Raw genomic sequence first — 25033 nt, 5'->3', positions numbered from 1 at the left:
ATTCATCGCAAAGGATCACGCCTGATCGAGCCAGACCTTGCCGAAGTCGTGCTCGTAGGTGGGGTGCATCGAGTGGTTCTTCACCTCGGGCTTGATGTTGATGTAGAGCTTGCGCCAGTAGGGCTGGATGATGATGCCGGAATCCTGCAGGGTCTGCTCGATGTCCTTCATCACCGTCTTGCGCTTCTCCGCATCGGCGATCCCGAGCGCCTCGTTCACCTTCTTGTCGAAGTCCGGATTGGCGTAGGCCGTCTCGTTCCACGCTTCGCCGGAGCGATAGGCGATGGCGATGACCTGGATGCCCAGCGGACGCATGTTCCAGTTGGTTTCCGAGAACGGATATTTCGTCCAGTCGTTCCAGAAGGTCGAGCTCGGCAGCACGGTGCGCTTCACCTTGATGCCAGCCTCGCGCAGCTGCGCCGCGATCGCGTCCGTGGTGTTCTTGTGGTAGTCCTCGTCGTTGCTGATCAGCTCGTGCTCGAAATCCATCACGCCGGCTTCCGTCAGCATCTGCTTGGCCTTGGCGATATCGCGCTTGACCTCCGGCAGCTTGACATACTCCGGATGGATCGGCGCCACATGGTGGTTCTCGGCCGGCGTGCCGGCATTGCCGTAGCCGAGCTGCAGCACGGTGGCGTTGTCGACGGCAAGCAACATCGCCTGACGAACCTTCTGGTTGTCATAGGGCTTGTGGGTGACGTTGAAGCGCGACACCACGGTGGCGGCGGTCACCACTTCCGATACGGGCGCGCCGACGTCAGCGATGATCTTGATGTAGTCGGCGGTCGTTTCGTGGTTGGTCTGGACCTCGCCGGACTCGAAGGCCGAAACCGTCGCCGCCGGATCGGTGCCGTAGTCGATGAACTCGACGCCATCGAGGAAAGCCTCGCCCTGCCACCACTTGCCGGTCTCGCGACGCTTGTAGACCACCTTCTGGCCGACATCGTAGGAGACGAGCTCAAACGGGCCGGTGCCGATCGGGCAGTTCTTGAAGTTGGCGCCCTTCTCGTCGAAGGTTTTGTGCACGACCAGTGCCGGATAGTCGCACAGGTTCGGGATGATGGCGATGTCAGGCTTGCTCAGCTTGAGCTTGACCGTCATGTCGTCGACCTTGACGACGGAGCCTTCACGCAGCTTCTTGGTGGTGTCGTCGACCAGGCTGCCGAGGCGGCCGGGCATCGAGTTGCCTTCCGCTCCCTTGTCGGCCCAGCGGGTGAAATTGTAGATGACGTCGTCGGCGGTGAACTTGTCGCCGTTGTTCCATTCGACGCCCGGCCGCACGTGCAGCGTGTATTCGGTGGCGTCGTCGTTGATGTCCCAGCTTGCCAGCAGGTACGGCGCGAAAGTGTACTCTTTCGTGTACTTAACCAGCGGCTCGAGCGCCTGGCGCTCGGCGTTGGCAATCTCTGACCAATCCGCGGTACGCGGATCCTTCGGATCCTTGACCGACATGGCGACCTTCAGCACGCCGCCCTTCTTGCCTTGCACGTCCTCGGCCTTGGCCGGCGTCGGAGCGGCGAGGCCGAGCATGCCGTAGGCCATTGCCGTCGATGCGCCGAAGACGGTGGCCAAGGCCAGGAATTCACGGCGGTCCACCTCGCCCGACTTGGCCTGTTCGGCCATTGCCAGGATGTGGTCCGGAACGCGGTCACCGTTACTTTTGTAGATTGCCATGACTAACTCCCATTGTTTGGCTTTCTGCCTTTTAACATTCCGCATCCGGACCGTGATGTCAAAACACGGTGTGGACTGGGAACATGGTGGCGAATGTGCAACTTTGGAATGAGGCCGGTTCGCGCGATAACGACAGTCATGACGCAAATTTGTTAGTGCAGCGCACATTTCTGAAAAAATCGACGAGCGGATTAAATCAAGACATTTTAGGCGGATAAGGGCCTTGCGCGCACGGCAAAAGTCCCCTCAGGCCCGCCGAGGCGAGCGCCACGTCGTCAATATTCGCGCTCGTAGAAGACGCCGCCCTTGGCTTCGCCCGCGTCGTTGGCCTCGCCGCGAAGTTTCACGCCACGCCCGACATTGAGGTCGATCGTTGCTTTGCCGGAGCCTGGTTTGTCGCCCTTCTGGATCGTCACATAGGTGCGGTCGTTGAGGTACTTGCCGGCGGAAACCGCGGTGCCGCCTTTCTCGTCCGTCGTCACGTCGAGATTGTCGACGCCGATGGCGCTTTGCAGGTTCTCGAGCAGTGAGGTCGAGCCGCCGACCCCTGCCAGCTGCGCGGCGGCTTGCGCCAGTTGCGCAATCTGCAGCGGTGACAGTTTGGACATGGATTGACCGAAGATGAGCTGTGCCAGGACCTCGTCCTGGGGCAACGCCGGCACGGAGGAGAAAGTGAACTTCGGATTGGTCGCTTCGCCCGAAACGACGATGGTGACGGTGGCGCTGCTTGTCGTCGTAGTCGCCGTCAGGTTGAGATAAGGCACCAGCGAACCCTGGAAGCCGACCGTGCCTTCGGTGAAGGTCAGCCGCTTGGCAAGAATCGACAGCCGTCCGCGCTGCAGGGTGAAGGTGCCCACGGCTTGCGGCGACGAGGCCGGGCCGGTCAGCTTGAGCGATCCGCCGAACTCGGCATCGACGCCCCTGCCCTGGATGAAGATCTGGTTCGGCGCGTTGACTGTGACGTCGAGAACAAGACCGCCGCCGCCCTTGCTGCTACCGCTAGATGTCGGCGGGTTCAGCGCCCTGTCCTGCGCCCGCACCGCGCGTGGCGCATTCTTGTGCTTGACGTCGAGCGCCGAGAGCGAGCCCGGCAGCTTTTCCGGCACGGTGATGACCGTCCTCGCCAGATTGATGGTGCCGGCGATCACCGGCGCCGAAACGAGCGGCCCCTTGATGGTCAGGTCGCCGCCGAGATTGGCGGTCACCACCCTGCCGTCGGTATAGCGGCCATCGGTAAGTTTTATCGACAGGTCGGCCGGGAAGCCTTGCGCCGGGGTAATGCCGACTGTGCCGCTGGCCGAAAGGCTGCCGCGCGTCGACAAAGTACCGGTCAGGCGATTGATCCTGGCAACGCCGCCGCCGATCGAGACGTCGGCCGCGATGTCGTTGACCGCGAGCCCGGAACGCGCGTCGATAAGGCGTGCGCCGGATGTCGTGACTTTGCCGCTGATCACCGGCGACGATGCGGGACCGCGCACCTGCACGTCGACATTGGCGGTGCCATTGAGCGCCAGGCCTTGCGCCGCAAGCTTGGCGGCAAGGAAGGAAAACGGCACCTTGCCGTTGAAGTCGAGCGCCAATGTAGGCCCACCTGCTGTCGTCACCGTGCCGCCGCCCTTGAGGCCAAGGCCAGCGCTGTCGCTGATGTTGGCGTCGAAAGCGAGCTTGTTGCCGGCAAAGGTTCCGGACGACGAGACGTTGATGCCGCCGAGTCCGGCGCCGCGCGTCTGCGAGGTCTGCACACCCGAAGCGTCGACCTTGAAGGCGACCGCCGGCGTGGCCGGCGCGCCGGACACCTTAACCGTGCCCGAGATCGAGCCCGCCGCATCGAGGCCGGGCGAAAAACTGTTGGCGAGCGAGACCGGCACCCTGGCCAGATTGGCGTTGATGTCGAGCGTCTGCGCGACCTTGCCCGTCACCGTTGCCGTGCCGCCGCCGAGATTGAGCACCAGCCGGTCGAGCGTCGTCGCGCCGTTGGCGATGGTCACCGTCGAGGCCTGCGCGATCGCGGCCTTGATGCCTTGCACCGTCGCCTGGCCCGACGCGAGCTCGATGGTCGTCGTGCCGTTCGCCATTTTCACCCGGCCGGCCGCCTTCGCCGGAATATTCTTCACGGTGGCGCCTCCGGAGAAGCCTGTCCAGTCGCCGTCGCGCTTCAAGTCGACGTCGATGCCGGTGACGGCGGTGCCGCCCGAGATCACTCTCTCGGCGCGGATCGTGCCGGAGATGACGGGCGCCGCGAGATAGTTTGCGATCTGGGCATCGATGGCGACGTTCTTGGCCGAGAGGTCGCCGCGCTTGATCGCCGCCGTGGTCGCCTTGACGGTGACATTCGGTCCGTTGTCGGTTTTCGCGAAGGCGATCGTGCCGCGTACGTCGCCTTCCGCCTTTTCCAGTGCCAGCGCCGCCAGCGGTCCGATGTCGGGCAGGTCGAGCGACACGGTGCCCACCGGCACGAAAGCCTGGTCGAGCGCCAGATCGCCGGAGATCTTGCTTGATCCCAGCGACAGCAGAAGCCCGTTGATCGCGCTCTTGCCGTTGGTGGTGGCAAGCACCGCGCTGCCCTGCAGCGGCTGCCCGGCGACATTGCCGGTCAGTTGCACATTGGCCGCCGGACTGGCGGCATCGGCCTTGCCGGTCGCGATCAGCTTCAGCCCGGTGATATCGCGCGACGCCACCGAAAGCCGGTCGCTGTTCACCGTCAATGACAGGTCCGGTGCCGTAGGCGCGCCCTGCGCATTGAGCGCGAAGGTGATGGCGCCCTTGGCGTCCTTCGACAGCAGCGAAATGTCCGCCAGCGCGCCCTTGATGGCGGCGCTCAGCGTGTTGTCGGCGATGCTCGCCTGCCCGTCGGCGGTGAACGCGCCGGAAGCTACTTTGACCGGGCCGACGTTGACATTGCCCTTGGCGTCGCGTTGCGTTGTGGCGCTCAGTTGCGTGCGCTCGGCGAGAACACCGCGCACCGCCGCCGGCAAGGCGGCCGAGAGCACGTCCGCCTTGACGGTGAAGTCGACGGAGCCGTCGGCAAACGACACTCTGCCATTGAAGGCGCCGTCGACCGCGCCGCTGGTCGCCGAGCCGCTATTGATGGTGATCGCGTCGGGAGCAAGGCTGCCGGCGATTTTCGCCGTGACCTTGCCGGCAACCAGCGGCGCAACCGTCGGATTGTCGAGATCGATCTTGTCGGCCGCGATCATACCGGAGGCGGGGCCCGTCCGGCTCTTGACGTCGAACCCGTCGGAATGCAGCGCCAGCGCCAAGCCCTCCACCTTGATGTGGTTGGCCGTAGCGGAGGGCAGTGTGGCCGAGATATCGAGGCGCGGCGTCGCGCCTTGCCCCGCGGCTTTCACCGAAACGGTCTGCAATTCCAGGTCGACGGGGCTTGCGGCGGTGCCGAATTTGAGCGGCAGGCTCGGGCCGTTCGAGTTGAGGTCGAGCGAGAAATCGCTGGCGCCGTTCGGATTGATGGTGCCGGCGGCCCTGCCCGAGATCTTGTCGCCGGAAAGCGTCGCTTGGTCGACGACGAGGCCGCCCGACGTCGAGACGCTGCCGGCGGCGTCGAGATCGAGCGGCCCAAGCCCGATCTGTCGGGTCTGGGCGGTCTCCGCGCCGGCGAGCTTGGCATTGAACCGGACATCGGGGTTGGCCGACGGACCCGTGACATGCGCCGTGCCTTCCAGCGTTCCGGCCGCATCGAGACCAGGCACGAAATCATTGGCGAGCGCCGCCGGCAGATTGGCCAAATTGGCGGTCAGGTCGAGGATCTGGCCAGCACTGCCTGAAACGGTCGCCGTGCCGCCGCCGAGATTGAGCGCTAGCTTCTCGACGGTGGTGACGCCGTTGGCGATCGAAAGGCTCGACGGCTCGGCGATCGCCGCCTTGATGCCGCGTGCGGTCGCTTCGCCGGACGCGATCTCGACGCTGGTCTTGCCGCCTGCGATCTTCACGCGGCCGGTGGCGGTGGCCGGAATGCCCGACGCCGTCGCGCCGCCGGCAAAGTTGGTCCAATCGCCGTCGCGCTTCAGATCGATGCCGATGCCGCTGATCACCGTGCTCCCGGAAGTCACGCTGTCGGCCTTGACCGTGCCCGCGATCGCCGGTCCCTTGAGATAGTTGGCGATCAGCGCGTTGACGGTGATGGTCTTTGCCGCCAGGTCGCCGCGCGCGATCGAGGTGCTTGCCGCGTTGACGGTGACGGTCGGAGCCCCGCCATCCTTGGCGAAGGCGATCGTGCCGTTGATATCGCCGGTCGCCGATTGCCCGCCGAGAGCCGCCAGCGGCCCGATGTCGGGAACCGCAAGCGTCAGCGTGCCGAGCGGCAGATACTGATCGTCGAGCGCGAGATCGCCCGAAACCTTGTTGTCGCCGAGCGACAGGCTGAGCCCCCTGATCGAGCGCTTGCCGTCGGCGGTCACCAGCGAGGCGCTGATGTCGAGCGGCTGCTCCTCCACGCTGCCCGTCAGCGAAACATCGGCCGAAGGGTTGGCGATGTCGGCCTTGCCGTTCGTGGAGAGCTTGATGTCCTTCACCGTCCGGCCAGCCGCCGTCAGGCTGGCGCTGTCGGCTGAAATCGAAAAGTCCGGCGCCCAGCGCGGCCCGCTCGCGGTCAGCGCGAAATTGATCCCGCCGGCGAGCGGCGTGCCGGCAAGCGACGATAGCGGCGAGACGTCGCCCAGCGCGCCCTTGACGTTGGCCTGAATGTCCGAGCCTTGCATGCTGCCGGTGCCGCTGGCGCTGAGCGAGCCGGAGGTAATCTCCAGCGAATTGGCCGCGAACGCGCCTTGCGGATCGCGGGTCGCGGTAGCCGAGAATTTCACCCGCTCGCCAAGCAGCGAGCTGATTTGTGGCGGCAGCGCCGTCGATACGGCGTCGGCGTTCATCTTCAGCGTCATCGACAGATCGGCGAGCGAGACACCGGCCGTCAGCGCCGCATTGAGCGCATCGCTGCGCAACGTGCCCTTGTCGATGGTCACGTTATCGCGGCTGACCGTGCCTGAAAGATCGGCGGCGAGCTTGCCCGTCACCAGCGGCGCCAGCGTCGCCACGTCGGTTTTCAGGCCGGCGGCGGCGAGCTTGACGCTGACCGGACCGCCAAGCGTCTCGACATCGAAGCCATCGGAATGGATCTCTCCCGTCACATTGTTGAGCTGCGTGCCGCCGACAGCGATCGAGGCCAGCGCGGTGCCGATATCGACCATCGGAGTCTTGCCGTCGCCAAAGGCACGTGCGGTCGCCTTCTGGACCGCGATCAGGATCGGCACGGCGCTGCTGCCGACATCGATGGTGACTGGCTTGCCCTTGGCTGAAAGCTCGACGGCAAGGTCGCTGGTGCCTTTCGGGTCGACATTGCCGGTCGCCGTGCCATGCACGGTGTCGCTCTCTATAGTGGCGCGCTCGATATCGACCCCACCGGCCGTGGTCGCCGTGCCGGCGATGTCGAAGCTCGTCTTGCCTGCGAACAGCGACTTGAACTTATCCGGCAGGAAGCGCTCGAATTCGCCGTCGCCCTTGGCTTCGATATAGTGGCCCTTGTCGCTGAGCTGATGGCGCCCGGTGAGCTGGGTGATGATCTGGCGGTCGACGACGAAAGTGCCGATGCCGCTCCAATTGGCGAGCGGCCCGGTACCGGAAACGACGATGTCGACGGGTGGCGCATCGGGCAGCTTGAGCAGGTTGGCGATGATCCCGCCCGCCGGCTCCGACGCCTTGAGATCGAGGTCGAGCTTGTTGTCGGCCGGCGCGAAATGGACCTTGGCGTCGACATTGCCTTGCTTACCGTCGTGGCGGGCGACGTTGAGCACCGTCTCGATCGCCAACGGCGATGGGTCGGCTTTCAGCGAACCCTTGGCGGCAAGTTCGGCAATGCCGCTGCCGGCAAGCTGCTGCCCGAGCGCGATCTCCGGCAAGTCGATCTGCTTGACATCGACCGAAACCGGCAGGCTGCTCGAACCGCCCTGCGAAGGCTGCTGGCTGGCTTGCGGCAGCCGCGCCAGCTCGATGCGCTCGGCGGCGATCCGATCGGCGTTGAAATTGCGTGACAAGAGCGCCGTCGGCGACCAGTCGAGCGCCACCTTGCGCGCCACCAGCCAGGGTCCGACGCGATCCTCCAGCACGACGTGATCGACCCGCAACGCACCGGACCATATGCCTTCGATGCCGCTGACGGTGACCTTGCGGTCCTCGGTCGAGGCCATTTTCGAAATCATGCCGGCGAGATTTTGCCGGCCGCCTTCGGTCCCGGTCAGAACGACGAGCGCGCCGATCGCCACCACCAGCAGCAGGAGCAGCGCGTAGAGGCAGATGCTGAGTATGCGCCAGAATATCCTCATGATCAGAACGCCTGACCGATGCCGGCATAAATGCCGAAATGCGGATCGCTCGGATCGCGGTTGAGCGGCACGGCCGCATCGACGCGCAGCGGCCCGAACGGCGTGAGATAGCGCAGGCCGACGCCGGCGCCGACCTTGACGTCCGCGAAATCGGGGAAGGATTTCGTCGACACCGTGCCGGCGTCGACGAAAGGCACGATGCCGATCGTGTCGGTGATCGCTATGCGCATCTCGACCGAGGTCTCGAAGAAAGACAGGCCGCCGATCGGCTGGCCGTCGATGTCCTTCGGGCCGATGCCCTGATAGGCATAGCCGCGCACCGAACCGCCGCCGCCGGAATAGAAGCGCCGGTCGGCGGGCACGTTCTGCAGGCCGGTGCCGACGATCGAGCCTAGGACGGCGCGCTCGGCGAGTACGAATTTGCTCGCCGTATCGAGCGACTGGTAAGCTGAGCCTTCGCCCTTCAGCTTGAGGAAGGTCGCGCCGTTCAGGATGTCGTAGCTCGGCTCGGCATAGGCGAGCGCCCGAAACCCCCTGGTCGGGTTGAGCTTGTCGTCGCGGCTGTCATAGACATATTGCAGCGGAACGCTGGCGATCAGATAGGTGTGCTTGCCGAACGCGTCGGTGATCCGCGAATAGTCGAGATCGAATTCGGCGGAGACCCGCTGCCTCTTGTCGAGGTCGTAGGAGACGCCCACGTCGCCCTTGACCGAGAAATGGTCGTAGGCGTCGGGGTGCTCGAATACCGTCTTGATGCCGGTGAAGAACTTCGATGTCGGCCCGAGCACGCCCGGCTTCTCGAACATGATGCCGGCATTGTAGTTGAGCGCGGAAAGGCTGTTGCTGCCGATGCCGCTGATGGAGCCGTCGATACGCAGCTTCTCTGCCTGGCCGAACAGGTTGCGGTGGCCCCAATAGCCTTCCAGTCCCAGCCCTTCCGTATTCGAAAACGTGCCGCCGATGCCGAAAAAGCGGGGCTTGCGCTCGCTGACCTGGACGTCCATCGGAATATTGCCTTGGGCGTCGAGGCTGTCGCCTTCCTTGATGGTCACGCTGTTGAAGACCTCGAGCCCGAGCAGGCGATCGCGGGCATCGTCAATCTCTTGCGGCGAATATTGCTGACCCCGCTTCAGCCCGGTCATGTATTCGGTGAAGTCGCGATCGACCTTCTCCGTGCCCTCGACCGTCGTGTCGCCATAGCCGGCAACTGGGCCGGCCGCCACCGTCAGCGTGACGTCGAGCGTCGAGGTGGCGTGATCGGCGACGATCTCGCGATCCGTCACCTTGGCGAGCGGCCTGCCCTCTTCCTTCAAGGCGCGTACGATCGCCGCTTCAGCCTTGAGCACTGCGCCCGATCCTGCATCGCCGCCTGCGATCAGGCCGAAATCGGCGCTCGCCAGGCCCGCCGCGTCGCCTTTCAGCCTGATGTCGCCCAGCGTGAATTTGGGACCAGCCGCAACGCTGACGACCACCGGAATGGGCTGCGGTCCCTTGAACTCGGCATCCGGCGGTAGTTCGTCTAACGGCTTGCCCTGGATGGTGATCGTGACCACGCCTTCGTAGCGGGCGTCGGCGTAAAGGGCGGCAACGAGCTGTTCCCGGTCGCTGCGCGCCTTGGCCATCAGGCCGAGCGACCCTGATACCGGATGCTCCTCGTCGCTTTTGAGCGCCGAGGCATTCTCCAGCCTCTCGGCCAGGTCCTTGTCGGCATCCGGTGCATCGATCGTCACCGAATAGCGCAGAGGATCGACGATATCGGCATCCTCGTCCTTGGACGAACCCCAGAGCTTGATGCCGAAAATCTCGAAAGCGGCCGCCGTCCGTGCTTCACCGGCGAGGATGGCCGAGCAGACAAGCGCCGAAAGCAGGACGCGCGGAAGCCCGCGCCCTGGCGCGATCCCTCCTGACATCTGCGTTTCATGCGCCGGCATTAAGACAACCTAGTCGACAAATCTAAAATTGGAATGAAGTTCTGAAACGCTCGTAAAGGGGCCATAATCCAATTGTCTTAAATAGACCGGGCTTGGAATTCACACCTTTTGCATCTTCGCAAGAAAGTGTGATCCTTCTCATAGAGGTTCTGTCGAAATACCGGCCTTTGGCCGGCATGGAAACCGTTGGCAGGTGGAAAAAACCTGCCGCGTTCCGGCGTTGACAAGCCCGTTTGATGCTTGATCATGCCCGGACGCTGGCAATGTCTGGAGGGTGATGTGGCAATGCGCGCGGCTCGTGGTCTCTCTATCCTTCTCCTTCTCTTTTTCGCCTTGAGTGGTGCAGCACTTGCGGCCGAAGCCAGGCGAATCGTGACGACCGACAATTCCGACTATTTCGGTTTCGACCTCAGGTCCGACCAGAATGTCAGCCTCGATCAATGCAAGACCACATGCCTCGGCGACCCTGCCTGCCGCGCCTTCACCTACAACACCAAGGCCAAATGGTGCTTTCTCAAATCCGACTATAACCAGCTCAAACCGTTCAGCGGCGCCGTCGCCGGCAAGATTGCCAATGTCGACGGCGATCCCGATATCGGCGCCCCGCCGGCGCTCGCCTTCTTCCCCAGCTGGATGGCCGACCAGGCGCAGCAGTTCCGCAACAAGCTGACCGACCCGGCCTATGACAAGCCGACCGAGGGCCTGGCGGCGCTCCAGGCCGCGGCCGAGCAGGCGGCGCTGACCGGCGACCATCGTCTGGCCATGCAGAAATACCAGGCGGCCCTTTCCGTCCTGCCGGACGACGGCGCGCTCTGGCTGGCGCTGGCGCGCGAGACGCTCGGCGTGCAGCCGGCTGCCAACACCTCCGAACCCTCAACCTTGCCGGCAAACATCACCTCGGCCGCCTTCAACGCCTATAAGCTGGTGCGCACGGCAAAGACCCGAGCCGAGGCCTTGGCGCTGCTGGCCGCCGGCCTCGACAAGCGCGACCTCTTCCGGCCGGCGATCCAGGCCTATGAGGCGAGCCTCGCGCTGGTGAACTCGCCAGCCGTCCAGGCCGACTATGCCGACCTCAAGGCGCGCAAGGGTTTCCGCGTCATCGACCATTCCGTCGACGCCGATTCCTCTTCACCGCGCATCTGCGCGCAGTTCTCCGAGCAACTGGTCAAGACCGGCGTCGACTATTCGCAGTTCATCACCGTCGATAACGCCGCCCCAAAAGCCGTCGAGGCCAAGGACAAGCAGATCTGTGTCGAAGGGCTGGAACACGGCCAGCATTATGACGTGACCTTCCGCGCTGGCCTGCCGGCCGCGATCGGCGAGACGATCGCCGCCCCGGTCGTGCTATCGATCTATGTCCAGGACCGCGCCCCGTCCGCCCGCTTCACCGGCGACAGCTTCGTGCTGCCGGCCGGCGCCCGCCGCGGCATCCCGGTCGTCACCGTCAACATGAACGCCGCCAAGATGAAGCTCTATCGCATCGGCGACCGGTCGCTGGCGCAGCTACTGTCCGGCTATCAGTTCCTGCATCAGCTCGACGGTTATGACATTTCCACCATTTCCGACCAGATGGGCGAGCCCGTCTGGGAAGGCACGCTCGATATCGCCAACGACCTCAACAAGGAGGTCACCACCTCCTTCCCGGTCGACGAGGCGATCCCGCAGCGTAAGCCCGGCGTCTATGTGCTGACAGCCCAGCCGGTCGACGACAAGAGCGACGAGTATGGGTCGCGCGCCACCCAGTGGTTCGTCGTTTCCGACATCGGTCTGTCCACCTTTACCGGCCAGGACGGCCTCAATGTCTTTGCCCGCTCGCTCGGCTCCGCCAAGCCGATCGCCGGCGCCGAACTGACGCTGCTTGCCAAGAACAACGAGATTCTCGGCACCGCGACTTCCGACGCCGAAGGCCACGCCGTGTTCAACCCGGGCCTCACCCGCGGCGAAGGCGGCATGGTGCCGGCCGTGCTGATGGCCAAGCAGGGCGACAACGACTTCGTCTTCCTCGACATGGGCCGCGCCGGCTTCGATCTGTCGGATCGCGGCGTTGCCGGGCGTGCCGCGCCCGGCGCGCTCGACGTCTATGCCTGGACCGAGCGCGGCATCTACCGTGCCGGCGAGGACGTCCATGTCGCGGCGCTCGCCCGCGACGGCGCCGCCAAGGCGGTCGAGAACCTGCCGCTCACCTTCATCTTCACCCGTCCCGATGGCGTCGAGAACCGCCGCATCGTCAGCGATGGCGTCTCCGCCGGCGGCCATGCCGTCGACCTGCCGCTAGAGCCGAACGCCATGCGCGGCACCTGGACGGTATCGATCTACACCGATCCCAAGCAGTCGCCCGTGGCGAGCCAGATGTTCCTGGTCGAGGACTTCGTGCCGGATCGCATCGAGTTCGACCTGACCGCCGACAAGAAGGAGATCGCTCAGGGCGAGACAGCCAATGTCAGCGTCGACGGCCGCTTCCTCTATGGCGCGCCCGCCGCCGGCCTCGCGCTCGAAGGCGAGATGACCCTGTCGACCACAGACAGCTGGGACCGGTTCGAGGACTTCACCTTCGGCCTCGCCGACGAGCAGTCGGCCGAACCCACGGTGACGCCGCTCGCCAATCTTCCCGTCGTCGGCGACGACGGCAAGGCGACCTTCCCGGTCTCGATCGACCAATTGCCGTCCACCACCAAGCTGATCAACGCCAAGGTGACCGTGCGCATGCGCGAAGCCGGCGGCCGTGCCGTCGAGCGCTCGCTCGACATCGCCGTTCATCCGGAAAAGGAGATGATCGGTATCCGTCCGGACTTCGAAGGCGATGAGGTGCCGCAAGGCGGAACCGCGAAGTTCAGCATCATCGCGGTCGATCCGAACGGCAAGCGCGAGGAGCTGAAGGGCGCCCAGTGGTCGCTGGTCAAGGTCGAGCGCAATTACCAATGGTATCGCTCCAACAATTCCTGGAATTATGAAGCGGTCAACCTTACCAAGGCCGTCGCCAACGGCCAGATCGACCTGAACGCCGACGGCGAGGCGACCGTGTCGCTGCCCGTCGACTGGGGGCGCTACCGGCTGGAGGTCGAGACGGCCGACCCGGAGGGCCCGGCGACCAGCTATGAGTTCGACGCCGGCTGGTATGTCGCCTCGACCACCACCGAGACTCCGGACGGCCTGGAGATCGCCCTCGACAAGGACACTTACGCCGCGGGCGAGGTCGCCAAGCTGAAGGTTTCGCCGCATTTCGCCGGCGAACTGCTCGTCACCCTCGGTGCCGAGAAGCTTTTGAAGACCGTCACCGCGTCGGTGCCGGCCGGCGGCAGCACCGTCGACATCCCGGTCGGCGACGACTGGGGCGCCGGCGCCTATGTCACGGCGACTTTGTTCCGGCCCGGCGATGCCGAGCAATCGCGCATGCCGGCGCGCGCCATCGGCGTCAAGTGGCTGACCGTCGATCCCGGTTCGAAGAAGCTTGCTGTCACGCTGACGCCGCCTGAAAAGACCGCGCCGCGCCAGCAGCTGTCGATCCCGGTCGCCGTCAATGGCGCGCAACCCGGCAGCAATGCCTATGTGATGGTCGCGGCCGTCGATGTCGGCATCCTCAACCTGACCAACTACAAGGCGCCCGATCCGGAAGACTGGTTCTTCGGCCAGCGCATGCTGGGTCTCGAGATCCGCGACCTTTATGGCCATCTTATCGACGGCTCGCTCGGCACCACCGGCAAATTGCGGACCGGCGGCGACGGCGCCAACATGCAGTCGCAAGGCAGCCCGCCGACCGAGAAGCTGGTCGCTTTCTTTTCCGGCCCCGTGCAACTCGACGCCAACGGCAAGGCGCGGGTCGACTTCGACATCCCGCAGTTCAACGGCACCGTGCGGGTCATGGCGGTCGCCTGGACCAAGGAAGCCGTCGGCCATGCTCAGACGGACGTCATCGTGCGCGATCCGGTGGTGATCACCGCCGGCCTGCCGCGCTTCCTGGCACCCGGCGATGCCGCGACCATGCGCCTCGACATCGCCGACACCGACGGTCCCGTCGGCGACTACAAGCTGTCGGTCACCACGACCGGCGATCTCTCGACCGGCGACAAGCCCTTGCCCGAGAAGCTCACGCTCGCCCAAGGCAAGCGGCAGTCGCTCTCAATCCCGCTGATCGCGCGGACGGCGGGTGACGCCTCGATCACCGTCAAGCTCGCCCATGACAGCGGCGCCGAGGTCGAGCAGACGCTCTACCTGCCGGTGCGTCCGGCCCAGCTCCCGGTCACCAATCGCATGGTGGTCGACCTGAAGCCCAAAGGCGGTTCGCTGCGCGTCGACAAGGAGCTGCTCGCGGCCAGCGTGCTCGACGGCGCCTCGGTCAGCGTCGGCGTTTCGCAAGCCGCCGCCTTCGACGTGCCCTCGCTGTTGATGAGCCTCGACCACTATCCTTATGGCTGCGCCGAGCAGACCACCAGCCGCGCCATGCCGCTGCTCTATGTTAACGACATGGCTAAAAGCATCGGCATGGAGAGCGATCCCGAACTGCACGGCCGCATCCAGGACGCCGTCTACAAGGTGCTGAGCTACCAGGCGTCGAGCGGCAGCTTCGGCCTCTGGGGTCCGGGCTCCGGCGATCTCTGGCTCGACGCCTATGTCAGTGAATTCCTGACCCGGGCGCGCGAGCAGAAATACGACGTGCCGGCCCAGGCGATGAACCAGGCGTTGAACAACCTGCAGAACTCGCTCGGCTACGACCAGGACGTCCAGGATCGCGGCAGCGAGATCGCCTATGCGCTCTATGTGCTCGCCCGCAACAAGAAGGCCTCGATCGGCGACCTGCGCTATTATGCCGACACGCAGCTTGAAGCCTTCTCCAGCCCGATGGCCGTCGCCCAGCTCGCGGCCAGCCTCGCACTCTACGGCGACACGCAGCGTTCGGAGGCGACGTTCCAGACGGCGCTGCGGCTGGCGCAGGCCAGCACCGAGTACGACTATTATCGCTCCGACTACGGTTCGCCGCTCCGCGATGGTGCGGCGATGCTGGCGCTGGCGGCGGAATCGAAGCCCTTGCCGAGCATCGTGCCGCAGCTGATCAGGCTGGTCGCCAGGGAACGCGCCGATGCCCGTTGGACGAGCACGCAGGACGAGGCCTGGATGCTGCTTGCCGCCCGGGCGCTGAAGGAAGGCAATGATTCCATCACGCTTTCCATCAACGGCGCGCCGCATTCCGGCGGCTATTCCGACCGTATCTCCGGCAGCGATCTGGAGGGCAGCCCGCTCACCATCGCCAACACCGGCGCGACGCCGCTGCAGGCGGTGGTAACCGCGGTGGCGGCACCGGTGGAACCGCTGCCGGCCGGCGGCGACGGCTTCACCGTCGATCGCACCTACTACAAGCTCGACGGCACCGAGGCCAACGTCACCGAAGCCAAGCAGAACGAGCGCTATGTGGTCGTGCTCAAGGTCTATGAGCAGAACAACTGGCCCTCGCGCGTTCTGGTGACCGACCTGTTGCCGGCCGGCTTCGAGATCGACAACCCGAGCCTGGTTTCCAGCGCGCAATTGTCGAACTTCTCCTGGCTGGCGCAGACCGACGCCGCGCATCTGGAGTTCCGCGACGACCGTTTCGTCGCCGCCTTCAACCCCAACGAAGGCGACGGCGACCGCAACATCACGCTGGCCTATGTCGTGCGCGCCGTGACGCCGGGCACCTACGCTCATCCGGCGGCGACGGTGGAGGACATGTACCGGCCGCAATACTCGGCCCGCACTGCCTCCGGCATGATGGAGGTCAAGGCGGAGTAAGCGCCTTGACAGACATAGCGATGGCGCTGCCCCTCATTGTCCTGCCGGACATTTCTCCCCGTATAGTGACGGGGAGAAAGGGGCTTGCGTCGAGGCTTTCGCCAATCGCCAAAGTCGCAAGACCGAAGCCGACGTCGCAGATAGCCCCCTTCTCCCCGTCACTATACGGGGAGAAGGTGCCGGCAGGCGGTTGAGGGGCAGCGCCATGCTCTCCAAGAAATTTCTCCGTCGAGCAGGCATCGCCGCAGCTTCATTTGCTGGGTTTGCAGCAATCGCCGCAGCCGCCCTCTGGGAGCTCGACCGCGCCTTTCCGCCGCCGCTGCCGGCGACCTTGACGGTCTCGACCGAGGTACAGGACCGCGACGGCCAGCTCTTGCGCGCCTTTGCCACGCCGGACGGCTACTGGCGGCTCGAAACTAGGCTCGACCAGGTCGACCGAAAGTTCGTCGACATGCTGGTCGCCTATGAGGACAAGCGCTTCTGGGATCACCGTGGCGTCGACGTTCTGGCGCTCTGCCGCGCCGCCGGCCAGTTCGTCACCAGCGGCCGTATCGTCTCGGGCGGCTCGACCCTGTCGATGCAGCTTGCCCGTCTGATCGAGCCGCGCGACAGCCGCAGCCTCGGCTCCAAGCTCAAGCAGATCCTGCGCGCCATCCAGATCGAGCAGAGGCTTTCCAAGCAAGAGATCCTCGAACGCTATCTGACGCTGGCGCCCTATGGCGGCAATCTCGAAGGCGTGCGCGCCGCCTCGCTCGCCTATTTCGGCAAGGAGCCGAAGCGGCTGACCGTTTCGGAATCCGCCCTCATCGTCGCACTGCCGCAACTGCCCGAAAAACGCCGGCCCGACCGCAACCTCGACATCGCCCATGCAGCACGCGACCGTGTGCTGATCCGCATGGTTTCCGCCGGCCTGCTCAACGAAAGAGAGGCCGCGCGTGCGGCGCTCGATGACGTGTCCGGCCTGCGCCGAAAACTGCCGGCGCTGGCCGCGCATGCCTCCTATGCCATGCTGCCCAAGGCGGAACCCGGCAAGCCGCTGCAGCTCACCATCCGCAGAAGCGTCCAGCAAGGGCTCGAGCAGGTGGCAAGGGAGGCCGCCAGAAAGCTCGGGCCCAAGCTTTCCATCGCGATGGTGATGGCCGATGCCCGCACCGGCGACATTCTGGGCGAGGTCGGCTCCGCCGATTTCTTCGACGCCAGCCGTTCCGGCTGGATCGACATGACCAAGGTGGTGCGTTCACCCGGTTCGACACTGAAGCCCTTCATCTACGGGCTCGCCTTCGAGCAAGGCCTGGTGGCGCAGGAGACTATCATCGAGGACAGCCCGGCCGATTTCGGCGGCTATCGGCCGAAGAATTTCGACATGGGCTACCAGGGCGATGTCTCGATCCGCCAGGCGCTGCAGCTTTCGCTCAACGTGCCGGCGATCCGGGTGCTCGATGCGGTCGGCCCGGCAAGGCTGACCGCGCGTTTCCGCCAGGCGGGCGTCAACCTGGTCCTGCCGCTCAACGAGGCGCCTGGCTTGGCGATCGGGCTCGGCGGCGCTGGCGTGACATTACGCGACCTGGTGCAGCTCTATACGGGCCTCGCCAATGGCGGCAAGATGCACACGCTGCATGACGGCACCGAACCGGCCGATGCCGAGCGCACCACCGCCACCATCCTCGACGACCAGTCCGCCTGGCAGATCGACGACATCCTGTCCGGTGTGAAGCCGCCCGAAGGCGCCATGCAGCGCGGCATCGCCTACAAGACCGGCACCTCCTACGGCTATCGCGATGCCTGGTCGGTCGGCTTCGACGGCCGCTACGTGCTGGGTGTGTGGGTCGGCCGCGCCGACGCCAGCCCGATCCCTGGCCTGTCGGGCTACGTCTCGGCGGCGCCGATCCTGTTCGAGGGCTTCGTCCGCTCCGGTCTCGCCGGCGTGCCGCTGCCAGGCCGGCCGCCGGGCGTCTTCAATCCCAAGCGCGAGGAATTGCCGGTGACGCTCGCCCGCTTCGGCGCCGGGTCGGACGGGCTGGTGCAGGCAACGCCGACCGAGCCGGCACCCACCATCATCTTCCCGCCGGACGGCGCCCGCGTCGATCTCGGCGCCAACTCGGCAGACGCCACGCCGCTGGTGCTGAAGCTGCAGGGCGGCCGCGCGCCGTTCCGCTGGCTCGCCAACGGCAAGCCGCTTGCCGGCATAGATCGCCGCCGCACCGCGACCTGGCAGCCCGACGGCACCGGCTACTCGACGCTGACAGTGATCGACGCCGCCGGCCGCGCGGCCAGCGTGAAGGTTTTCGTTGAATAGAAGGTTGCAAGCGATTCGGCGGGTTGCGATTCTCGGCCGATTGTTCGGCGCGAGGCACCCCCCTCTGGCCTGCCGGCCATCTCCCCCGCAAGGGGGGAGATTATTCGCTTCGCGCTTTTCGCCAACTCTCAACGCTGGAAAGAGGGGTGCAGCGCCGAAGTTGCCAATCTCCCCCCTTGCGGGGGAGATGCCCGGCAGGGCAGAGGGGGGTGCCTCGCGGCGGCGTTTATTGGGACCATTTCTCGCAACGCTGGCTATCCTGACCGTCACCGCCCCAGCCCACACCGCTCCTCTGCCCGCGGGCTTCGTCAGGCTCGCCGATGTCGATCCGAGCATCCGCCAGGACATCCGCTATGCCGGCCTGGAAAACTTCCTGCACCGCAAGGCCGACGGCTACGATGCCCCGGTCTGCATCCTGACCGCGCAGGCGGCGAAGGCGCTGTCCAGCGTGCAGAAAGCCATGACCGAAACAGGCCTGACGCTGGTCGTCTTCGACTGCTACCGCCCGGCGCGCGCCGTCGCCGACCTGCGCGAATGGACAAAACAGGGCGGCCCGCCTGACCCGCAATGGTATCCGACGGTCGAGCGTGGCGATCTCATCGCCAAGGGTTATGTCGGCGAGTTCTCCAGCCATTCGCGCGGCTCGACCGTCGACCTCGCCATCGCCGCTATGGACAAGAAAAGCACCATTCACCCCGCTTGCGGCGCAGCCGATATCGGCACGCTCGACTTCGGCACCGGGTTCGACTGTTTCGATCCGGCGAGCGAGACGGCCCACCGTCCTCTCGCCGCCGAGGCGGCGGCCAACCGCAAGATGCTTCTTGAAGCCATGCGCGCCGCCGGCTTCCGCAACTATGCGCGCGAATGGTGGCATTTCACGCTTGTCGGCGAACCATTTCCAAAACGCCGCTTCGATTTTCCCGTGACCGCCAACTAGGCCGCGGGACTTGTCGTAGACGCCAGCGCTTCTAATTAGGCCCGCTGACGATGAACCACGCCCGCCAATAGAGGAAGTTATTTCCTCGATTGGCCGCCGCTCGGCGAGAAATTTCTGCAAGGCGGCGAAAAAGGCAACATTCAATGCATCTAATTTCTATAAACTCGCTAGAGTTCGCAGCAGTTCAACGGAGGCGGAAATGACCAACCCTCATTTCAGGAAACTGCTCGGCGCGCTGGTCGCCACATCTGTCCAGTTCGGCACGCTCGGTTTCGCGTTTGCCGATACGACTATTCTCAACGTGTCCTACGATCCGACACGTGAACTCTACAAGGCCTATGACGAGGCCTTCGCCGCGCACTGGAAGGCGGAAACCGGCGAAACCGTCACCATCCAGCAATCGCATGGCGGATCGGGCGCGCAGGCCCGCGCCGTGATCGACGGCCTCGACGCCGATGTCGTGACGCTGGCGCTCGAAGGCGACATCAACGCCATCGTCTCCAAGACGAAGAAGATCAATCCGGACTGGCGCAAAAAATTCGAGAATAATTCCGCGCCCTACACTTCGACCATCATCTTCCTGGTGCGCAAGGGCAATCCCAAGGGCATCCACGACTGGAACGATCTGGTGAAGGACGGCGTCCAGGTGATCACGCCCAACCCGAAGACTTCCGGCGGTGCGCGCTGGAACTATCTTGCCGCCTGGGCCTATGCCAACGCCAATGACGGCAACGACGAAGCCAAGACCAAGGAATTCGTCGGCAAGCTCTATGCGAACGTCCCGGTGCTCGACACTGGTGCCCGTGGCTCGACGGTGACCTTCGCACAGAAGGGGCTGGGCGATGTGCTGATCGCCTGGGAGAACGAAGCCTATCTCGCGCTCGACGAATTCGGCGCCGACAATTTCGAAATCGTCTATCCGCCGACCTCGATCCTGGCCGAGCCGCCTGTCGCCGTGGTCGATGCCAATGTCGACGCCAAGGGCACGCGCAAGGTCGCCGAAGCTTACCTCGGCTGGCTCTACTCCAAGGAAGGCCAGACCTTGATCGCCAAGAACCACTATCGTCCGGCCAAGCCCGACCTGGTGCCGGCCGAGGACCTTGCCAAGCTGCCGGCAATCAAGCTTGTCACCATCGACGACCCGCAATTCGGCGGCTGGAAGAAAGCGCAGCCTTACCATTTTGGCGACGGTGGTATATTCGACCAGATCTACAAGCCGGCCCAGTAAGACCAGACGGCCGGCGGGCCTGATCTGGCACGCTTTCCGAACATGACTGCGAACAGCCATTCTGGTTTGAATAGAAGGGAAGATCCAGAACAGCATGACCACAGCACCCGCTAAGGCGGGGTGGCGGTTCAGACAGCCGAGCGTCATTCCGGGCTTCGGATTGACGCTCGGCTTCTCGCTTGCCTACCTCACGCTCATCATCCTCATCCCTCTTTCGGGTCTGGTCTGGCGTTCGGCCGCGCTCGGCTGGACCGATTTCTGGGCGATCGCCGTCGACCGGCGCACCCTCAACGCGCTGAGGATCAGCTTCGGCACCGCCTTCATTGCCGCCGTGGTCAATGTCGTGTTCGGCACGGTCGTCGCCTGGGTGCTGGTCCGCTACCGTTTCCCGGGCCGCCGCATCGCCGATGCGATGGTCGATCTGCCCTTCGCCCTGCCCACCGCGGTCGCCGGCATCGCGCTTACCACGCTCTATGCGCCGAATGGCTGGATCGGCCAGCTTCTGATGCCGCTCGGCATCAAGGTCGCCTACACGCCGCTCGGCATCGTCATCGCGCTGGTGTTCATCGGCCTGCCATTCGTCGTGCGCACGGTACAGCCGATCATGGAGGAGCTCGACAAGGAGGTCGAGGAAGCCGCCGCCACGCTTGGCGCCAACCGCTTCCAGATCATCACCCGCGTGCTCTTCCCGGGTCTGGCGCCGGCCATCATCACCGGCTTCTCGCTCGCTTTCGCCCGCGGCGTCGGCGAATACGGCTCCGTGATCTTCATTGCCGGCAATCTGCCCTTCAAGTCCGAGATCGCGCCGCTTCTGATCGTGATCAGGCTCGAGGAATACAATTACGAGGCGGCGACCGCGATCGCGGCGATCATGCTGGCGCTGTCCTTCGTGATGCTTCTGGTCGTCAATCTCGTGCAGACATGGAGCCGTAAGCGCTATGGCTGATCCCGAGATCAAATCCTACGAGCCGCTGCACGAAAGCCAGTCGGCGGCGGTGACCGAAAGCCGGCCTGTGAAAGCCGTGCTGATGGCAATCGCCTTCGCCTTCCTCGCCGTCTTCCTGCTTTTGCCGCTGATCATCGTCTTCCACGAGGCGCTCGCCAAGGGCATTGGTGCCTACACGGAGGCGCTTGCCAGCCCCGACACGCGGTCGGCGATCCGCCTGACCCTGCTCGTGGCGGCGATCTCGGTGCCGCTCAACGTCATTTTCGGCATCTCGGCCGCCTGGGCGATCGCCAAGTTCGAATTCAAGGGCAAGGCGTTCCTGACCACGCTTATCGACCTGCCCTTCTCGGTGTCGCCGGTGATTTCCGGCCTGGTCTACGTGCTCCTCTTCGGCGCGCAAGGCCTGCTCGGCGCCTGGCTGAAGGCGCACGGCATCGTCATCCTGTTCGCCGTGCCGGGTATCGTTCTGGCCACCGTGTTCGTCACCTTCCCCTTCGTCGCCCGCGAACTGATCCCGCTGATGCAGGAACAAGGCAATGGCGACGAGGAGGCCGCCCTTTCGCTCGGCGCCAATGGCTGGCAGACCTTCTGGTATGTGACGCTGCCGAACGTCAAATGGGGGCTGCTCTACGGCGTGCTTCTCTGCAATGCCCGCGCCATGGGCGAGTTCGGCGCGGTATCGGTGGTGTCGGGCCACATACGCGGCCTCACCAACACCATGCCGCTGCATGTGGAAATTCTCTACAATGAGTACAACGCCGTCGGTGCCTTTGCGGTCGCTTCGCTGCTTGCCGGCCTGGCACTGGTGACGCTGGTCTTGAAAACGCTTCTCGAGATGCGTTACGGCGCCGAGATCGCCGCGACACGCGGACACTAAGGTGCATGTCGCCCAAAAGTGTGTAGCGGTTTTGGGGCAACGACATGCATCAACTGACTGAGGGATTTGTATGGAAGTTCGCGTTGTCAACGTGCGCAAGGAGTTCGAGCGGTTTCCGGCGCTCCACGACGTGTCGCTCGACATCAGGTCGGGCGAGCTCATCGCGCTGCTTGGGCCATCCGGTTCCGGCAAGACGACGCTGCTCCGCCTGATCGCCGGCCTGGAGCGGCCGACCAAGGGCGCCATCTTCTTCGGCGACGAAGACGCCTCTCAGAAGTCGATCCAGGAGCGCAATGTCGGCTTCGTCTTCCAGCATTACGCACTGTTCCGCCACATGACGGTTGCCGATAATATCGGCTTCGGCCTGAAGGTCCGTCACGGCGCCGCGCGTCCCTCGGCGCAGGAGATCCGCCGACGCGCCTCGGAACTCCTCGACCTCGTCCAACTGTCGGGGCTGGAAAAGCGCTATCCGGCACAGCTGTCCGGCGGCCAGCGCCAACGCGTCGCTTTGGCCCGCGCCATGGCGATCGAGCCCAAGGTGCTTTTGCTCGACGAGCCGTTCGGCGCGCTCGACGCGCAGGTGCGTCGCGAGTTGCGCCGCTGGCTGCGCGAAATCCACGACCGTACCGGTCATACCACCGTCTTCGTCACCCACGATCAGGAGGAGGCGCTCGAGCTCGCCGACCGTGTCGTGGTGATGAGCCAGGGCCGCATCGAGCAGGTCGGCTCGGCCGACGAGATTTACGACACGCCGAACTCGCCTTTCGTCTACAGCTTCATCGGCGAGTCGAGCTCGCTGCCGGTCAAGGTCGACAATGGCGAGGTCTGGATCGCCGACCGGCCGATCGGCCTGCAGGCGCCGCACGCGCTGTCCGGCGAGGCTCTGCTCTACTTTCGCCCGCACGATGTCGAACTGCTCGACGGCTGCAGCGGCTGCATCGCCGGCACGGTCGCCGCCAGCCGGCGGGTCGCCGGCACCAGGCGGGTCGAGCTCGAGGTCGGCGGCGAACGCCAACGCGTCGAGATCGAGCTGCCGGTCGACCATCCCGCGGCACAGAAGAGCCGGGTGGCCTTCAGGCCGCGGCGCTGGAAGCTTTTCCCAGCTTCCTGACGTATCTTGCGCTTGCCATTTCCCACTGCGCGCGGCGGTGGCGCCGCCTGAATCGGGTTGGAAGAAAATCCTACCAAACCGCTATTCGGGCGGGATATTTTCCGGCTGCCCACACGGCTCCCGGAGTGCGTGCCTCGTCGGACCCGGCTTTCCTTTTTATCGTCGCACCATAGTTCCGATCATTCCAAAGGAGATTTCCATGAAGCGTTTATTGCTGGGCATCGCCGCTATTGCCGGCCTCGTCCTCGCATCCTCCCAGGCCTGGCCGGCCGACAAGCTGCTGAATGCATCCTATGACGTCGGCCGCGAATTGTTTGCGGACGTCAACAAGGCCTTCGTCGCCAAGCATCCCGGCGTGACCGTCGATCAGTCGCATGCCGGAACCTCGGCTCAGGCGCGCGCCATTGCCGAAGGCTTGGCGGCCGATGTCGTCACCTTCAACCAGGTCACCGATGTCGATTTCCTGGTCAAGAAGGGCCTCGTCTCCGCCGATTGGCAGAAAAATTTCCCGGACAACGCCTCGCCCTTCTATTCCCTGCCGTCCTTCCTGGTCCGTGCCGGCAATCCCAAGCACATCAAGGACTGGAACGATCTGGTGCGCGACGATGTGCAGGTGATCTTCCCCAACCCGAAGACATCCGGCAATGCGCGCTACACCTATCTGGCCGCCACCGCCTACGCCAAGGAAGCCTTCAACGGCGACGACGCCAAAGTGAAGGAGTTCATCACCAAGCTGTTCAACAACGTGCCGATCTTCGACACCGGCGGCCGCGCCGCCACCACCACTTTCGTGCAGCGCGAGATCGGCGACGTGCTGATCACCTTCGAGTCGGAGACGCGTGGCATCCGCAAGGAATATGGCGACGACAAGTTCGAACAGGTCACGCCTTCGGTCAGCCTGTTGGCCGAATTTCCGGTGGCGATCGTCGACAAGGTCGCCGACGAGCACGGCAGTCGCGATCTCGCCAAGACCTATCTCGATTTCCTCTATTCGCCCGAGGGCCAGGACATCGCCGCCCGCAACGGCCTGCGGGCTCGCGACGCTGCGGTCGCGGCGAAATACAAGGCCGAATTTCCCGACGTCCGCCTGTTGACGGTGGACGAGGTCTTCGGCGGATGGGACAAGGTACAGAAAGAGCATTTCGCGGCCGGCGGCTTGCTCGACCAGGCCTACGGCAGCCGCTGATCCACAATCATAGGAAGCAGGAAAGCCGGCTTTTGCCGGCTTTCTTTATATCTGGCGCTGGCATCGTTTTTGTCGGGGAAATCCCACAACCGGTGTGAAAACGTTACAAAGAATCAATGCGTTTGTGCCTAAACCTGTGCGGGCGAATTGTTGTGCCAAAATGCGCTGCACAGCCGAACTGTCATGATTTGCACACAAACAACCGCCAGATGCAGGGCGACTGGGGTTTGATGAATTGAATCGGGCATGCTGACCAAAAAAGGCAAATACGGCCTCAAGGCCCTCGTGCATCTTGCCAGCCTGCCGGCTGGCCAGCTTGCATTCGTCAATGACATAGCGGTCGCCAACAACATCCCGAAGAAATTCCTGGATGCGATCCTCGGCGAATTGCGCAATGCCGGTTTCGTGCAAAGCCGTAAGGGCAAGGAAGGCGGCTATCGCCTCGCCAGACCAGCTTCCGAGATCAAGATCGGCCACGTCGTGCGCGTGCTGGACGGGCCGCTGGCGCCGATCCCCTGTGCCAGCCGCACGCAATACCAGCGCTGCGAGGATTGCGACGAGGCGACGTGCCAGGTTCGCCACATGATGTTGGAAGTGCGCCAGGCGATCGCCGAGGTGCTCGACAATCGCAGCCTCGCCGCCATGCGCGACGCCGACAACGACGATTTCCCGGCCGAACTCACTTCGCAGATCTGACCGCTCAGCTGCGGCGCCATACCGTTTGGTTGTCTCTCCGCGACAGACGCAGTAAAGCGGCT

12 protein-coding genes are annotated in these 25033 nt (G+C 64.5%); 9 read left to right on the top strand and 3 right to left on the bottom strand.

Annotated elements, in window-relative coordinates; translation table 11 throughout:
- Nucleotides 1-15 precede the first annotated feature (15 nt).
- The 3 genes from QAZ47_RS16095 to QAZ47_RS16085 all read right to left on the bottom strand — a co-directional run bounded on the left by QAZ47_RS16095 (nucleotide 16) and on the right by QAZ47_RS16085 (nucleotide 9934).
- Entirely contained in the window at nucleotides 16-1674 is a 1659-nt protein-coding gene (locus tag QAZ47_RS16095; RefSeq protein WP_278201723.1) for an ABC transporter substrate-binding protein, read from the bottom strand.
- Between the two features lie 275 nt (nucleotides 1675-1949).
- Nucleotides 1950-8003, bottom strand: a complete 6054-nt coding sequence (locus QAZ47_RS16090) for a translocation/assembly module TamB domain-containing protein (protein ID WP_278230007.1) — start codon at nucleotides 8001-8003, stop codon at nucleotides 1950-1952.
- Between the two features lie 2 nt (nucleotides 8004-8005).
- On the bottom strand, nucleotides 8006-9934 hold the full coding sequence (locus tag QAZ47_RS16085) for an autotransporter assembly complex family protein (protein WP_278230006.1): 1929 nt from the start codon (nucleotides 9932-9934) through the stop codon (nucleotides 8006-8008).
- A 279-nt stretch (nucleotides 9935-10213) separates the two neighbouring features.
- Between QAZ47_RS16085 and QAZ47_RS16080 the strand changes: the two genes are divergently transcribed.
- From QAZ47_RS16080 to QAZ47_RS16040, 9 genes are all read left to right on the top strand, one after another.
- Nucleotides 10214-15694 (top strand): alpha-2-macroglobulin family protein, encoded by a 5481-nt coding sequence (locus QAZ47_RS16080; protein ID WP_278230005.1) that lies wholly within the window; start codon nucleotides 10214-10216, stop codon nucleotides 15692-15694.
- 205 nt (nucleotides 15695-15899) lie between these two features.
- Nucleotides 15900-17990 carry a penicillin-binding protein 1C gene (gene pbpC / locus QAZ47_RS16075; protein WP_278230004.1) on the top strand — a complete coding sequence of 697 codons (2091 nt, stop codon included), beginning with the start codon at nucleotides 15900-15902 and terminating at the stop codon, nucleotides 17988-17990.
- Nucleotides 17991-18219: 229 nt separating this feature from the next.
- Nucleotides 18220-18927, top strand: coding sequence for a M15 family metallopeptidase (locus tag QAZ47_RS16070; protein ID WP_278230003.1), 708 nt, complete (start codon nucleotides 18220-18222; stop codon nucleotides 18925-18927).
- 199 nt (nucleotides 18928-19126) lie between these two features.
- Nucleotides 19127-20155: a sulfate ABC transporter substrate-binding protein gene (locus QAZ47_RS16065; RefSeq protein ID WP_278230002.1), complete on the top strand. Its 1029-nt coding sequence runs from the start codon at nucleotides 19127-19129 to the stop codon at nucleotides 20153-20155.
- A 94-nt stretch (nucleotides 20156-20249) separates the two neighbouring features.
- On the top strand, nucleotides 20250-21101 hold the full coding sequence (gene cysT / locus QAZ47_RS16060; protein WP_278072657.1) for a sulfate ABC transporter permease subunit CysT: 852 nt from the start codon (nucleotides 20250-20252) through the stop codon (nucleotides 21099-21101).
- The gene (gene cysW, locus QAZ47_RS16055) at nucleotides 21094-21978 is read left to right on the top strand and encodes a sulfate ABC transporter permease subunit CysW (RefSeq protein ID WP_278207753.1); all 885 of its coding nucleotides are present in this window, start codon (nucleotides 21094-21096) and stop codon (nucleotides 21976-21978) included. The genes cysT and cysW overlap by 8 nt, the downstream gene beginning before the upstream one ends.
- A 70-nt stretch (nucleotides 21979-22048) precedes the next feature.
- Nucleotides 22049-23089, top strand: a complete 1041-nt coding sequence (locus tag QAZ47_RS16050; RefSeq protein WP_278230001.1) for a sulfate/molybdate ABC transporter ATP-binding protein — start codon at nucleotides 22049-22051, stop codon at nucleotides 23087-23089.
- A 199-nt stretch (nucleotides 23090-23288) separates the two neighbouring features.
- Nucleotides 23289-24275, top strand: a complete 987-nt coding sequence (locus QAZ47_RS16045) for a sulfate ABC transporter substrate-binding protein (RefSeq protein WP_278230000.1) — start codon at nucleotides 23289-23291, stop codon at nucleotides 24273-24275.
- A gap of 246 nt (nucleotides 24276-24521) precedes the next feature.
- A complete protein-coding gene (locus tag QAZ47_RS16040; protein ID WP_040970141.1) occupies nucleotides 24522-24971 on the top strand; it encodes an Rrf2 family transcriptional regulator in 450 nt (149 codons plus the stop codon).
- Nucleotides 24972-25033: the final 62 nt, after the last annotated feature.

The sequence above is a fragment of the Mesorhizobium sp. WSM4904 genome (assembly GCF_029674545.1).
Taxonomy (GTDB): Bacteria; Pseudomonadota; Alphaproteobacteria; order Rhizobiales; family Rhizobiaceae; genus Mesorhizobium.
The sequence above is the reverse complement of the archived record's forward strand: the minus strand, read 5'-3'. Positions and strand labels throughout refer to the sequence as shown.

Bases quoted from the DNA above. Each gene is read 5' to 3' on its own strand.
- QAZ47_RS16045 (WP_278230000.1), top strand. From the start codon at position 23,289: ATGAAGCGTTTATTGCTGGGCATCGCCGCTATTGCCGGCCTCGTCCTC.
- QAZ47_RS16050 (WP_278230001.1), top strand. From the start codon at position 22,049: ATGGAAGTTCGCGTTGTCAACGTGCGCAAGGAGTTCGAGCGGTTTCCG.
- QAZ47_RS16085 (WP_278230006.1), bottom strand. From the start codon at position 9,934: ATGCCGGCGCATGAAACGCAGATGTCAGGAGGGATCGCGCCAGGGCGC.
- cysW (WP_278207753.1), top strand. From the start codon at position 21,094: ATGGCTGATCCCGAGATCAAATCCTACGAGCCGCTGCACGAAAGCCAG.
- QAZ47_RS16095 (WP_278201723.1), bottom strand. From the start codon at position 1,674: ATGGCAATCTACAAAAGTAACGGTGACCGCGTTCCGGACCACATCCTG.
- pbpC (WP_278230004.1), top strand. From the start codon at position 15,900: ATGCTCTCCAAGAAATTTCTCCGTCGAGCAGGCATCGCCGCAGCTTCA.
- QAZ47_RS16065 (WP_278230002.1), top strand. From the start codon at position 19,127: ATGACCAACCCTCATTTCAGGAAACTGCTCGGCGCGCTGGTCGCCACA.
- QAZ47_RS16040 (WP_040970141.1), top strand. From the start codon at position 24,522: ATGCTGACCAAAAAAGGCAAATACGGCCTCAAGGCCCTCGTGCATCTT.
- cysT (WP_278072657.1), top strand. From the start codon at position 20,250: ATGACCACAGCACCCGCTAAGGCGGGGTGGCGGTTCAGACAGCCGAGC.
- QAZ47_RS16090 (WP_278230007.1), bottom strand. From the start codon at position 8,003: ATGAGGATATTCTGGCGCATACTCAGCATCTGCCTCTACGCGCTGCTC.